General features: G+C 60.8%; 12 protein-coding genes. 9 read left to right on the top strand and 3 right to left on the bottom strand.

What is annotated here, in order from left to right:
- The first annotated feature begins 15 nt into the window (after nt 1-15).
- On the top strand, nt 16-1092 hold the full coding sequence (locus tag AB4N47_RS22535; RefSeq protein WP_341638283.1) for an aminopeptidase: 1077 nt from the start codon (nt 16-18) through the stop codon (nt 1090-1092).
- A 99-nt stretch (nt 1093-1191) separates the two neighbouring features.
- On the opposite strand, the gene AB4N47_RS22540 is transcribed toward AB4N47_RS22535, so the two are convergent.
- Nucleotides 1192-1842, bottom strand: coding sequence for an HAD family hydrolase (locus tag AB4N47_RS22540; protein ID WP_341638282.1), 651 nt, complete (start codon nt 1840-1842; stop codon nt 1192-1194).
- Nucleotides 1843-1870: 28 nt separating this feature from the next.
- Entirely contained in the window at nt 1871-2416 is a 546-nt protein-coding gene (locus AB4N47_RS22545) for a gamma carbonic anhydrase family protein (RefSeq protein WP_125917040.1), read from the bottom strand.
- A gap of 62 nt (nt 2417-2478) precedes the next feature.
- Between AB4N47_RS22545 and prlC the strand changes: the two genes are divergently transcribed.
- The 3 genes from prlC (at nt 2479) to AB4N47_RS22560 (ending at nt 6982) form a co-directional block, all read left to right on the top strand.
- Entirely contained in the window at nt 2479-4557 is a 2079-nt protein-coding gene (prlC, locus tag AB4N47_RS22550; RefSeq protein WP_460154347.1) for an oligopeptidase A, read from the top strand.
- Nucleotides 4554-4844 carry a YheV family putative zinc ribbon protein gene (locus AB4N47_RS22555; RefSeq protein WP_016772316.1) on the top strand — a complete coding sequence of 97 codons (291 nt, stop codon included), beginning with the start codon at nt 4554-4556 and terminating at the stop codon, nt 4842-4844. The genes prlC and AB4N47_RS22555 overlap by 4 nt, the downstream gene beginning before the upstream one ends.
- Nucleotides 4845-4957: 113 nt before the next feature.
- A complete protein-coding gene (locus AB4N47_RS22560; RefSeq protein WP_460154348.1) occupies nt 4958-6982 on the top strand; it encodes a M3 family metallopeptidase in 2025 nt (674 codons plus the stop codon).
- A 5-nt stretch (nt 6983-6987) separates the two neighbouring features.
- On the opposite strand, the gene AB4N47_RS22565 is transcribed toward AB4N47_RS22560, so the two are convergent.
- Nucleotides 6988-7635 carry a phosphatase domain-containing protein gene (locus tag AB4N47_RS22565; protein ID WP_341638279.1) on the bottom strand — a complete coding sequence of 216 codons (648 nt, stop codon included), beginning with the start codon at nt 7633-7635 and terminating at the stop codon, nt 6988-6990.
- Between the two features lie 280 nt (nt 7636-7915).
- On the opposite strand from AB4N47_RS22565, the gene AB4N47_RS22570 reads away from it, so the two are divergent.
- The 5 genes from AB4N47_RS22570 to AB4N47_RS22590 all read left to right on the top strand — a co-directional run bounded on the left by AB4N47_RS22570 (nt 7916) and on the right by AB4N47_RS22590 (nt 13862).
- Nucleotides 7916-8662, top strand: coding sequence for a gluconate 2-dehydrogenase subunit 3 family protein (locus AB4N47_RS22570; protein ID WP_341638278.1), 747 nt, complete (start codon nt 7916-7918; stop codon nt 8660-8662).
- Between the two features lie 2 nt (nt 8663-8664).
- Nucleotides 8665-10449 (top strand): GMC family oxidoreductase, encoded by a 1785-nt coding sequence (locus tag AB4N47_RS22575; protein WP_460154349.1) that lies wholly within the window; start codon nt 8665-8667, stop codon nt 10447-10449.
- A 12-nt stretch (nt 10450-10461) separates the two neighbouring features.
- Nucleotides 10462-11763, top strand: a complete 1302-nt coding sequence (locus AB4N47_RS22580; RefSeq protein WP_341638276.1) for a c-type cytochrome — start codon at nt 10462-10464, stop codon at nt 11761-11763.
- A gap of 74 nt (nt 11764-11837) precedes the next feature.
- Nucleotides 11838-12896: a PA0069 family radical SAM protein gene (locus tag AB4N47_RS22585; protein WP_341638275.1), complete on the top strand. Its 1059-nt coding sequence runs from the start codon at nt 11838-11840 to the stop codon at nt 12894-12896.
- A 237-nt stretch (nt 12897-13133) separates the two neighbouring features.
- Entirely contained in the window at nt 13134-13862 is a 729-nt protein-coding gene (locus AB4N47_RS22590; RefSeq protein WP_016772323.1) for a carbonic anhydrase, read from the top strand.
- Nucleotides 13863-13865: the final 3 nt, after the last annotated feature.

A 13865-nucleotide genomic window follows, 5' to 3' on the forward strand; every position in this document is an offset into this window, starting at 1 on the left:
GGGGAATTTCTTATTTTGATCAGGCCGCTTTCCAGCCTTGGGTTACTTGATCGCGTTTTTCCGATTTTGTTTCCGGGTGTGTTGTTTTTGTTGCTCAACGGTTGCACCAGCGTCAGCTATTACAGCCAGTTGGCCAGCGGCCAACTGCAATTGCTGCGCGCACGGGAGCCGGTCGAAAAAGTCATTGCCGACCCCAGCCGCGATGCCCAAGTGCGCGCGCATCTGGCTCAATCACAAAAGGCCCGCACGTTCGCCAGCGAGCACCTGCACTTGCCGGACAACCAGAGCTATCGTCTCTACGCCGACATCGGCCGGCCGTTCGTGGTGTGGAACGTGTTCGCCACCGCAGAGTTTTCCCTGACGCCGCAGAATCACTGCTTCCCGATTGCCGGCTGCGTGGCCTATCGCGGCTACTACAGCCAGAGCGCCGCCCGTGGCGAAGCGGCGCTTCAGCGCTTGCAGGGCATGGACGTGTCGATCGGCGGGGTCGAGGCGTACTCGACGCTCGGTTGGTTCAATGACCCGATCCTCAACTCGATGATGGGCTGGGGCGATGAGCGTCTGGCCACACTGATCTTTCATGAACTGGCGCATCAGCGTTTCTATGTGAAGGACGACACTGAGTTCAACGAGTCATTCGCGACGTTTGTCGAGCAGGAAGGCACGCGGCAGTGGCGCGCATTTCGCGGGCTGCCGGCGGAGTCGGATGCCAGGCTCAAGCAGCGTGACCAGTTCATCGGTCTGGTACTCGACACGCGCTCACGACTGGAGACGCTGTATGCGCAGCCGCTGTCGGTTGAGCAGATGCGTGAGCGCAAAGCAGCTGAATTCGAGCGCTTGCGCCGGGAGTATCGGGTCATGCGCGACAGTCAGTGGGCCGGGGATAAGCGCTATGACGCCTGGGTCAATGCGCCACTGAACAACGCGCGGTTGTTGCCGTTCGGGCTGTATGACCAGTGGGTGCCGGCGTTTGCGGCGGTGTTCCGCCAAGTAGATGGGGATTGGCTGAGGTTTTATGCCGAGGTTGAGCGGTTGGGACGGTTGCCGGTTGATGAGCGTAAGGCGAGGCTAAAAGCGCTGGCCCAGTCCTAAGGAACTCGGGGGCATAACGGCCCTTTCGCGAGCAGGCTCGCTCCCACATTGGATCGCGGTGCCTCTGTGGGAGCGAGCCTGCTCGCGAAGGCTATCTGATCAGCGCTGCAAAAACGCCTGATGCAACTCGTCCAAGGTTTCAAAGTGATAAGCCGGCGATTCGGCGTTCAATTCCTCGAAGCTGCCAAACCCATAGCCCACCGCCGCTGCATCCAGGCCATTGCTGCGCGCACCGATCAGGTCGTGCTTGCGATCGCCGATCATCAGGGTCTTCGCCGGATCCAGGCGTTCTTCCTCGAGCAGATGGGCAATCAGTTCAACCTTGTTGGTCCGCGTGCCGTCCAGCTCGCTGCCGTAGATCACTTTGAAATGCCGGGCAAAATCAAAATGCCGGGCGATCTCGCGGGCGAACACCCACGGTTTGGAGGTGGCGATGTACAACTGCCGCCCCTGCCCGCTCAAGGTTTCCAGCAACGGCGTGACCCCGTCGAACACCCGATTCTCATAGAGGCCGGTGACCTTGAAGCGCTCGCGATAGAAATTCACCGCTTCCCAGGCCCTGGCCTCGTCGAAGTCGTAGAACTGCATGAACGCTTGCAGCAGCGGCGGGCCGATGAAGTGTTCCAGTTTGCTCAGATCCGGTTCGTCGATGCCGAGATTGGCCAAGGCAAATTGAATTGAGCGGGTGATGCCCTCACGCGGGTCGGTCAGGGTGCCATCGAGGTCGAACAGTACGGTCTGGTAATGCATGAGAATTCCTGAGCTGGTGTAGGGCAATTCAGAGCTGGTCGTAGCCTTCGGCCAAATGCAGGTCCTTGAGCTTTACGTAATTCGCCGCGCTGTACGTAAAGAAGGCGTTTTCCTTATCGGTCAGCGGGCGCACTTGCTTGACCGGGCTGCCGACATACAGGAAGCCGCTCTGCAGGCGCTTGCCCGGCGGCACCAGGCTGCCGGCGCCGATGATCACGTCGTCCTCGACCACGGCGCCGTCCATGACGATGCTGCCCATGCCGATCAATACGCGGCTGCCAACGGTGCAGCCGTGCAGCATGACCTTGTGGGCGATGGTCACGTCATCGCCGATCAGCAATGGAAAACCGTCCGGGTTGAATGGGCCGGCGTGGGTGATGTGCAGCACGCAGCCATCCTGCACGCTGGTGCGCGCACCGATGCGGATGCGGTGCATGTCGCCACGGATCACCGTCAGCGGCCAGACCGAGCTGTCTGTGCCAATTTCGACGTCGCCGATCACCACCGCCGAACCGTCGACGAATGCGCCGTTGCTCAGGCGGGGGGTGTGATTCTGGTATTTGCGAAGGGACACGATTAGTTCTCTCTCTGTCGCCGATAGCTGCGGTGAGTGTCGATTGTAATTAAGATGGGCGCATGTTTCTTCCAGCCAAGGTGCCAACCGTGAGCGTGAACAACCCTCTTTTGCAGTCCTACGACCTGCCGCCGTTCTCCACGATCCGTGCCGAACACGTCCTGCCCGCCATCGAAACCATCCTCGCGGACAACCGCGCCGCCATCGCCGAAATTCTCAAGACCCAGGGCAAGAACCCGACCTGGGCCGGTCTGGTGCTGGCGATGGACGAACTCAACGATCGTCTCGGTGCGGCCTGGAGCCCGGTCAGCCATCTTAACGCCGTGTGCAACAGCGCCGAACTGCGTGAAGCCTACGAGTCGTGCCTGCCGGCCCTGAGCGCCTACTCCACCGAGATGGGCCAGAACCGCGAACTGTTCCAGGCGTATGAAGCGTTGGCCAACAGTCCGGAAGCTGCCAATTTTGACGTCGCGCAAAAGACCATTCTGGAACACGCCCTGCGCGATTTCCGTCTGTCGGGTATCGATCTGCCGGAAGCCGAGCAGAAACGTTACGCCGAAGTGCAGAGCAAACTGTCCGAGCTCGGAAGCCGCTTCTCCAACCAATTGCTCGACGCCACGCAGGCGTGGACCAAGCACATCACCGACGAAGCCGCCCTCGCCGGCCTGACCGATTCGGCCAAGGCGCAGATGGCTGCCGCCGCCCAGGCCAAAGGTCTGGATGGCTGGCTGATCACCCTGGAATTCCCCAGTTATTACGCGGTGATGACCTACGCGCAAGACCGTGCGCTGCGCGAAGAAGTCTACGCCGCGTACTGCACCCGCGCCTCGGACCAAGGCCCGAATGCCGGGCAGAACGACAACGGCCCGGTGATGGAAGAGATCCTCGACCTGCGTCAGGAACTGGCCCGACTGCTGGGTTTCGCCAGTTTCGCCGAGCTGAGCCTGGCGACGAAAATGGCCGAATCCAGCGATCAGGTGCTGAGCTTCCTGCGCGATCTGGCCCAACGCAGCAAGCCGTTCGCCGCGCAGGATCTGCAACAGCTGCGCGCGTACGCCGCCGAACAGGGCTGCGCCGATCTGCAAAGCTGGGACAGCGGTTTCTACGGTGAAAAACTTCGCGAGCAGCGTTACAGCGTCGCTCAGGAAACCCTGCGAGCCTACTTCCCGATCGACAAAGTCCTCAGCGGCCTGTTCGCCATCGTCCAGCGTCTGTACGGCATCGAGATCGCCGAGCAGAAAGGCTTCGACACTTGGCACCCGGACGTCCGCCTGTTCGAGATCAAGGAAAACGGCCAGCACGTCGGCCGCTTCTTCTTCGACCTGTATGCCCGTGCCAACAAGCGTGGCGGCGCGTGGATGGATGGCGCCCGCGACCGTCGTCGCACCGTCGACGGTGTGCTGCAAAGCCCAGTCGCCAATCTGGTGTGCAACTTCACCCCGGCCGACAGCGGCAAGCCTGCGCTGCTGACCCACGATGAAGTGACCACCCTGTTCCACGAGTTCGGCCACGGCCTGCATCACCTGCTGACCCGCGTCGAACACGCTGGCGTATCCGGCATCAATGGCGTGGCCTGGGACGCGGTCGAGCTGCCGAGCCAGTTCATGGAAAACTGGTGCTGGGAGCCGGAAGGCCTGGCGCTGATTTCCGGCCACTACGAGACCGGCGAGCCACTGCCACAGGACCTGCTGGAAAAAATGCTCGCGGCGAAGAACTTCCAGTCCGGCCTGATGATGGTGCGTCAGCTGGAGTTTTCGCTGTTCGACTTCGAACTGCATGCCACCCATGGCGATGACCGCAGCGTGGCGCAAGTGCTCGAGGGCGTGCGTGACGAGGTATCGGTGATGCGTCCACCGGCTTACAACCGCTTCCCCAACAGCTTTGCGCACATCTTCGCTGGTGGTTACGCGGCGGGTTACTACAGCTACAAGTGGGCTGAAGTGCTGTCCGCCGACGCCTTCTCGAAATTCGAGGAAGACGGCGTGCTCAACGCTGAAACCGGTCGGGCGTTCCGCGAAGCGATTCTGGCGCGCGGCGGCTCGCAGGCACCGATGGTGCTGTTCGTCGACTTCCGTGGCCGTGAGCCGTCGATCGACGCGCTGCTTCGCCACAGCGGCCTGAGTGAGGACGCGGCAGCATGAGCGACGGCCCTGTGATCACCAAGAAGCGCTTTATCGCCGGTGCGGTCTGCCCGGCGTGCAGCGAGCCGGACAAGTTGATGATGTGGAACGAAGACGGCGTGCCGCACCGCGAATGCGTGGCTTGCGGCTACTCCGACACCCTCAACGAGCAGGGCCTGTCGGTGCCCAAAGAACTGGGCACGCGGGTCAATACCAGTGCGCTGAAGCCTGCCGCCGACAAAAAGGTCCAGGCCGTGCAGTTCTTCCCCAACCCCAAGTTGAAGAAAAAGCCCGACGAGCAACAGTGACAACTACCGCCACCTGCCGATGATCGTCGTCAGGTGGCGGTAACTATCTACCACCTCGCCCCCGCGCTTCGTGATTAGGCTGGTCAATCCAGCCCTTACTCACGGAAGACGCCATGCCTGACACCAACCCACTCCTGCAACAATGGCAGTTGCCGCCCTGGTCGGCGATACGCGCCGAACATCTGCTGCCGGCAGTCGAGCGCATCGTTGCCGACAACCTGCTGATCATCGAAAACGTCATCGCCACTCAGGTTGATCATCCCAACTGGGACGACGTGGTCATTGCCATTGATGAAGCCGATGCACGCCTGAATGAAACCATGGCGATTATCGAATTCCTCTCGGTCAGGCATGCCGATGATCCCGAGTGGTTGGCGCAGGAAGCGCTCAGCACCCACGCTGCACAGCATCACAAGGCTGCGAAGGCCGGCAATCGACAGTTGCTCCAGGTTTATCAACGATTGGCACAGAGCTCCATAGCCGCCAACTTCAGTGATGCACGCAAAGCCTCGCTGGCGAAAATCCTGCGCAGGTTTCACTTGGCCGGCAGCGAATTGTCGAGTGCGCAGCGCAAGGATCTGACGCGATTGAACGGCGAAATCGATCTGCTGGAAAAGCGCTTCATGAGCAATCTCAGATCGGTCAACGCTGCATGGAGCAAGGACGTCGACGATGCAGCGCTGTTGGCGGGACTGCCAGCCGAAACGCAGGCGCATCTGGCCGCCGATGCCAAAAATGCCGGCCTGTCCGGGTGGCGGCTGACACTCGATCAGAACACTTACGATCAGGTCATGAAGCGGGCGCGGCACCGCGGTTTACGTGAAGAGTGTTTCAAAGCCTGGTGCACCCGCGCTTCGGATCAGGGGCCATACGCCGGCCGCTTCGACAACGGACCGGTGCTGCACAAGCTGCTGGCGGCGCGTCATGCCAAAGCCCGGCTGTTGGGTTTCGACAACTTCGCTCAGCTGCGACTGCTCGACCGCATGGCCGTGGATACTGACCAGGTCCGCCGTTTTCTGCAGCAGCAGATCGCTCTCAATGCAGCGGCGCTTGCGCGCGAAACCGATGACCTGCAAGCCTCTGCACGCCAGTACGGTATTGATCAGATAGAAGCGTGGGATCACGACTTCCTCGCCGAGCAATTGCGCCTGAAGCAGTTGGGCGGCGAGGAGCAGGACCTGCGCCTGTTTTTTCCGCTGGACGCCATACTGCAGAGCCTGTGCCGCTTCAGTGAGCACATGTTCGGCATCAGGATCAGCGAAAACATTCGCCTGGAGACTTTCAACGAAAACGTGCGCCTGCTCGAAGTCAGCGAGCATGAGCAAGCGGTCGGCTTCATCTACATCGACCCGTTCCACCGCGCCGCTGGCGCCGACTACGCCTGGACAGGTGTACTGCGCAACCGACGGATCAATGCGGAAGGCCGGCCATCACTGCCGATAGCCTCGCTTCAATGCAATTACACGGCCGCCGCCGACGGGCTGAATCTGCTGGCACATCAGGATCTGCGCGTGCTGCTGCACGAATTCGGCCATTGCCTGCATCACGTGCTGACACATTCGCCGCACTACAACCTGTCCGGCATTTCGCATCTGAGCCGCGACGCTGCCGAGTTTGTCGGGCAGCTGTTCGAGAAATGGGCGCTATCCGGGCAATTCCTGCGCTGGCTGGGTACGCATCATCAGAGCGGTGAGCGCCTGTCGCAAACGCAGGCCGACGCCGCGTTTTCCACCACCGACATCCAGCGCAGCCGAGAGACGGCGATGCTGCTGCTGAGCGCGCTGTTCGACTTCGAACTGCATCGCAGTCACGGCGACGGTCGCACTGTTCAGCAAGTGATGGCGGATGTGCAAAGCGAATTCCCGGGCCTGCATATTCCAGCCTACTGCCGCTTCGCCAACAGCTGCGATTATCTGGTCACCGGTTACGAGGCTTCGCTGTACGCCTACAAATGGTCGGGTATGCTCGCGAGCGAGGCATTCAAACGCTTCGAACGTGAAGGCCTGTTCAACGAACAGACGGGCCGGGACATGCGCGAACACCTGCTCTCGGGTGACAGGCAGGCACTGCCCGCCGCACTGCAAGCCTTTCTCGGAAAACCGATCGACAGCGCACTGTTTCCTGCGCCAGCCGATTGAGCTGATCAACGCTGTACGTGCGCCGAGTCGAACCAGTTCTTCATCGAACACATGGCGAATGCACTGGTGCTGCATTCGCCATTGATCAGGGCTTCGTGCAACCGATCGACATCGGCCTGCATCACGTAACGCACGCTGTCGTGGAAATGCTGACTGTCACCAAAACCGCCCTCGGTCATCTCCTTGAGCGCCTGCTCTTTGCTCCAGCCCTGCACCACCACGCGGTACATCGCCGCCATCAGACCGGTGCGGTCAGAGCCGTGCTTGCAGTGCATGAGCACCGGGCCGTCGGCTTCGGCGGACTGAATCGCGCGCAGAGCCTTGAGCACATCGCTGTCGTCGACGTGGTTGGTGCGATACGGCAGCTGCACTTGCTTGATGCCCGACGCGAAGAGCCAGTCGCTATCAGCATCAGGCAGGAAGTTGATTACGGTGACGACATGCAGATCGTTCAACAGCGGCACCGCGGTGCGGCTGGGCAAGGCGCTGCGATACAGCGTCGGTGACATGCGGAACAGGTTGAACTGCGCCTCGACCGGTTGCGCCCACTCGGACGGGCGAGATGGCGTGGCGTCGGCCGCCCGGGCGGCAATGCCATGCAACAGTGCAACAAGCGAAAAACATAACGCGGGGAAAAAGCGCACTCGAGACATGCTGGGCTGACCGTTTCGGCAATCTTCATGGGAGGAATTGCAGCTTCGCTTTTGAGCGGTCAACGCGCCGTGAGCCGGTCGTCAAAGAAACGTGAATCGTCGCTTCGCCGGGCTTTTTTCCGTGCAAACGGTTTTTCTTGATGCTTAGCCTGCTACCATTTGTCACATGATGTTGCAGACGTGGCGCCCTTTTTCGGGACAGACCCTCGTCATCGCGACGCAAAATTCCTCGAGCTGCTCGCAGAAGTGGCTGACTTCAATGCCTGATGAGGTGCCCCCCATGTCTGATCAAGATCGAGACAACCCGCGGCGTGAATTCTTGCGCAAATCCCTGACCCTGATTCCGGTGGTCACGCTTGCCGGTACCGGCCTGGGCAGCAGCGTGCTGCAAGCCGCACCTGAAAGCGCACCGGCGCCGGCCGCAGCAAAACCTGCCGCTGTTGGCGCCGGTGATTATCAGCCAAGCTTTTTCACCGCCGAAGAATGGGCGTTCATCAACGCCGCCGTCGCCCAGTTGATCCCCAACGACGCACAAGGCCCCGGTGCCCTCGAAGCGGGCGTGCCGGAATACATCGACCGCCAGATGAACACGCCGTACGCCGCCGGTGCCCTGTGGTACATGCAAGGCCCGTTTAATGCCGACGCGGCACCGGAGATGGGCTGGCAGAGCAAACTGGTGCCCAAAGACATCTATCGCCTCGGCATCGCCGCCACGGATCAGTGGGTAAAAGGTCTCAGCGGTAAAACATTTGCCGAGCAAGACAGCGCTACCCGAGACGATTTGCTCAAGCAACTCGAAGCCGGCAAGCCGCAGTTCGATGCGGTACCGGCGAAGATTTTCTTCAATCTGCTGCTGCAAAACACCAAGGAAGGTTTCTTCTGCGACCCGATCCACGGTGGCAATAAAGGCATGGTCGGTTGGACCATGATCGGTTTCCCCGGCGCCCGCGCCGATTTCATGGATTGGGTGGAACGCAACGAGCAATACCCCTTCCCGGCAGTGTCGATTCGCGGCGAGAGGGCGTAAGCATGGCAACGGTATTGAAGAAGGTTGATGCAGTCATCGTCGGTTTCGGCTGGACGGGCGCCATCATGGCCAAAGAGCTGACCGAAGCGGGTCTGAACGTGCTGGCGCTGGAGCGCGGGCCGATGCAGGACACCTACCCCGACGGCAACTATCCGCAGGTGATCGACGAACTCACCTACAGCGTGCGGAAAAAGCTCTTTCAGGACATCTCCAAAGAGACCGTCACAATTCGCCACAGCGTCAACGACATCGCCCTGCCCAACCGCCAGTTGGGCGCGTTCCTGCCGGGGGATGGCGTCGGCGGCGCCGGTCTGCACTGGTCGGGCGTGCACTTTCGCGTCGACCCGATCGAATTGCGCATGCGCAGCCACTACGAAGAACGCTACGGCAAAAGCTTCATCCCCAAAGACATGACCATTCAGGATTTCGGCGTCAGCTATGAAGAGCTGGAACCGTTTTTCGACTTCGCGGAAAAAGTCTTCGGCACCTCCGGCCAGGCCTGGACGGTGAAAGGCCAACTGGTCGGTCAGGGCAAGGGCGGCAACCCTTATGCGGCGGATCGTTCCAACCCGTTCCCGCTTGAAGCGCAGAAGAACACCGTATCCGCACAGCTGTTTGGTAAAGCGGCTACAGAAGTCGGTTACAAACCCTACAACCTGCCTTCGGCAAATACCTCTGGGCCGTACACCAATCCCTACGGCGCACAAATGGGGCCGTGCAACTTTTGCGGATTCTGCAGCGGCTACGTCTGCTACATGTATTCCAAGGCCTCGCCGAACGTGAATATTCTACCGGCGCTCAAGCCCCTGCCGAATTTCGAACTGCGGCCCAACTCCCATGTGCTGCGGGTCAATCTCGACAGCAGTAAGTCGAAAGCCACCGGCGTCACCTACATCGACGGCCAGGGCCGCGAGATCGAGCAGCCGGCGGATCTGGTGATCCTCGGCGCGTTCCAGCTGCACAACGTGCGTCTGATGCTGCTCTCCGGGATCGGCAAACCCTACGACGCGATCAGCGGCGAAGGCGTGGTCGGGCGTAACTTCGCCTACCAGAACATGGCGACCATCAAGGCCTTCTTCGACAAGGACACCCACACCAACAACTTCATCGGCGCTGGCGGCAACGGCGTGGCGGTGGACGACTTCAACGCCGATAACTTCGATCACGGCCCGCACGGCTTTGTCGGTGGCTCGCCGATGTGGGTCAACCAGGCTGGCAGTCGACCGATTGCCGGCACCTCGAACCCGCCGGGCACGCCGGCCTGGGGCAGCGCGTGGAAACGCGCCACCGCCGATTACTACACCCACCAGGTATCGATGGACGCCCACGGCGCGCATCAGTCCTACCGTGGCAACTACCTCGATCTCGATCCGGTGTACCGCGATGCCTACGGCCTGCCGCTGCTGCGCATGACCTTCGACTGGCAGGAAAACGACATCAAGATGAACCGCTTCATGGTCGAGAAAATGGGCAAGATCGCCCAAGCCATGGGCCCGAAAGCCATTGCGGTAATCGGCAAGCAGGTCGGTGACCACTTCAACACCGCCTCGTACCAGACCACCCACCTCAACGGTGGCGCAATCATGGGTACCGATCCGAAGACCAGCGCGCTGAACCGCTATTTGCAGAGCTGGGACGTGCACAACGTGTTCGTCCCGGGCGCCTCGGCGTTCCCGCAGGGCCTGGGCTACAACCCGACCGGACTGGTGGCGGCGCTGACCTACTGGTCGGCGAAAGCGATCCGCGAGCAATACCTGAAAAACCCCGGCCCGCTGGTGCAGGCTTAAGGAGCGATGACCATGAAAACTTTCGTTATCGCCACCCTCGCCCTGCTCGGCAGCACTGCAATTTATGCGGCCGATGTTGATCAAAATCTGATCAAGCAAGGTCAATACCTCGCCCGCGCCGGTGACTGCGTGGCCTGTCACACCGCCAAGGGCGGCAAGCCGTTCGCCGGCGGCCTGCCGATGGAGACGCCGATCGGCACGATCTACTCGACCAACATCACCCCGGATAAAACCGGCCTGGGCGATTACAGCTTCGAGGACTTCGATCAGGCCGTGCGCCATGGCGTGGCCAAAAACGGCAGCACGTTGTACCCGGCGATGCCTTATCCGTCCTACGCGCGGGTCAACCAGGCGGACATGCAAGCGCTGTATGCGTATTTCATGCACGGCGTCGAACCGGTGGCGCAGGAGAACAAGGCCAGCGACATTCCGTGGCCGTTGAGCATGCGCTGGCCGCTGATGGGCTGGCGCTGGCTGTTCGCACCGAAGGTCGAGGATTACCAGGCCACATCGGCCGATCCGGTGATCGATCGCGGCGCATACCTGGTCGAAGGCCTCGGCCACTGCGGCGCCTGTCACACCCCGCGCGCCCTGACCATGCAGGAAAAATCCCTGAGCGCGGCGGACGGCAGCGAATTCCTCGCCGGCAGTGCGCCGCTGGAAGGCTGGATCGCCAAGAGCCTGCGCGGCGATCACAAGGATGGCCTCGGCAGCTGGAGCGAAGAACAACTGGTGCAGTTCCTCAAGACCGGGCGCAGTGATCGCAGCGCAGTGTTCGGCGGCATGAGCGATGTGGTCACCCACAGCATGCAGTACATGAGCGACGCCGACCTCACCGCGATTGCCCGCTATCTCAAATCACTGCCGGCCAATGATCCAGCGGATCAGCCGCATCAGTACGACGAGAAAGTAGCCACAGCGCTGTGGAACGGTGACGACAGCCAACGCGGCGCGTCGGTGTACATCGACAACTGCGCGGCCTGCCACCGTACCGATGGCCATGGCTACACCCGGGTGTTCCCGGCGCTGGCGGGCAATCCGGTGCTGCAAACCGACGATCCGACCTCGCTGATTCATATCGTGCTCAAGGGCGGGACTTTGCCGGCAACGCACACCGCGCCATCGACCTTCACCATGCCCGGTTTCGCCTGGCGCCTGTCGGATCAGGAAGTCGCGGATGTGGTGAGCTTCATTCGTGGCAGCTGGGGCAACAAGGGTGCGCCAGTGAAAGCTGCCGATGTTGCAGAGTTGCGTACCGAGGATATGAAGCAGACCTCCGGTGACGATCTGGGCCAAGTGACGCAACACAACTGACCACTCGCCCGACGGCACTAGCCAGATGAGGATCGCCTCGATACTGTGCGCATATACAGTATCGGGGCGTTTTCATGTCTACTCCATTGCCACCTCGCGGTCGCGGCACCGCAACCAACCCGCACAACCGCTTTGCCCCCAGTCGTTCGGTGGCCGAGGACGATGGCTGGTATCAGGAAGTGCCAGAGACGCAAAACACCGAAGTGATCATCGAGAAGGCCAAATCGATCATCAGCCGCAACACCTCGCCGGATCTGCCCTTCGACCGTTCGCTCAATCCCTATCGCGGCTGCGAACACGGCTGCATCTATTGCTACGCACGGCCCAGCCACGCCTACTGGGACATGTCGCCGGGCCTGGATTTCGAAACCCGGCTGATTGCCAAGACCAATGCCGCCCAGGTCCTCGAGGAACAACTGAGCAAACCCGGCTATCAATGTGCGCCGATCAATCTCGGCTCCAATACCGACCCGTATCAGCCCATCGAGCGCGAACACAAGATCACCCGTCAGACCCTGGAAGTGCTGCTGCGCTATCGCCACCCGGTGACCATCGTCACCAAAGGTTCGCTGATTCTGCGCGATCTCGATTTGCTCACGGAGCTGGCGCAGCAACGGCTGGTGTCGGTGATGATCAGCCTGACCACGCTGGATGATGAACTCAAACGCATCCTCGAACCGCGCGCCGCTGCGCCCAAGGCACGCCTGCGCGCGATCCGGGTCATGCGTGAAGCAGGCATTCCGGTGGGCGTGCTGTGTTCGCCGATGATTCCGATGATCAATGACAGCGAAATCGAAAGCCTGCTCACCGAGGCCCACGCTGCCGGTGCGCAAAGCGCTGCCTACATGATGCTGCGCCTGCCGCTGGAAGTCGCGCCGCTGTTCGAGGAGTGGTTGCAGGCGCACTATCCGCAACGTGCCGCCCATGTGCTGAGCCTGATCCGCCAGAGTCGCGGCGGTGAACTCTACGACAGTCGATTCGGCGCGCGGATGCGCGGTGAAGGGCCGTTTGCCGACCTGCTCGCACAAAGATTTGCCAAGGCCATCAAAAAGCTTGGCCTGAACAAACGCGAGGGCTATAACCTCGACTGCTCGGCCTTCTGTCCGCCGGGTCGCCAGATGTCGTTGATTTAGCGACAATTGGCTTTGGGTTGACGGGTTGGAATCCTTCCGCCGAAACACGCCGGTCACGTTTTTTGTGACCTGGAACACACGTTCTAGAGCGTTTGATTCAGTTTCAGTTAAGTTTCGGCGGCTACCTTGTTCATCGAGTGACTGACGGGTCGGGATGACCCGGATGGTTTAAACAGCCACTGGCTTCATACCGGAATACCGGGGAAGACTCCCTGAATCCGCACAAGAGGATGAATCATGAGTGACAAGGATAAACAGTCGTTGGCTGCCTCGGCGCAAAGCCCTGAAGCACAATCCGCCGATGCAGCACTGCGACAGATCGTTGATGGCTTTTTACGCTTTCACCATGACGTTTTTCCGCAGCAGGAAGAACTGTTCAAGAAGCTCGCCACCGCTCAGGCGCCCAAGGCGATGTTCATCACCTGCGCCGACTCGCGCATCGTTCCCGAGCTGATCACCCAGAGCTCGCCGGGCGATCTGTTCGTTACCCGTAACGTCGGCAACGTGGTGCCGCCCTACGGTCAGATGAACGGCGGCGTCTCCACCGCGATCGAATACGCGGTACTGGCGCTGGGCGTGCAACACATCATCATTTGCGGCCACTCCGATTGCGGCGCCATGCGCGCGGTACTCAACCCCGACAGCCTGGAAAAAATGCCGACGGTCAAAGCCTGGCTGCGCCACGCTGAAGTCGCGAAAACCATGGTGCACGACAACTGCAACTGCACCGACGAAAAAGACAGCATGCCGATCCTCACCGAGGAAAACGTCATCGCCCAACTGCAGCACTTGCGTACCCATCCTTCGGTAGCCTCGCGCATGGCGAACGGTCATCTGTTCATCCATGGCTGGGTCTACAACATCGAAACCAGCGAAATCAAAGCTTACGACGCGGACCAGGGTCGTTTCCTGCCTCTCGACGGCAGCCATCCGATTCCTGTGGCGACGCCCAAAGCGCGCTTCTAAATC

This window comes from Pseudomonas sp. S3_G06, assembly GCF_054667565.1.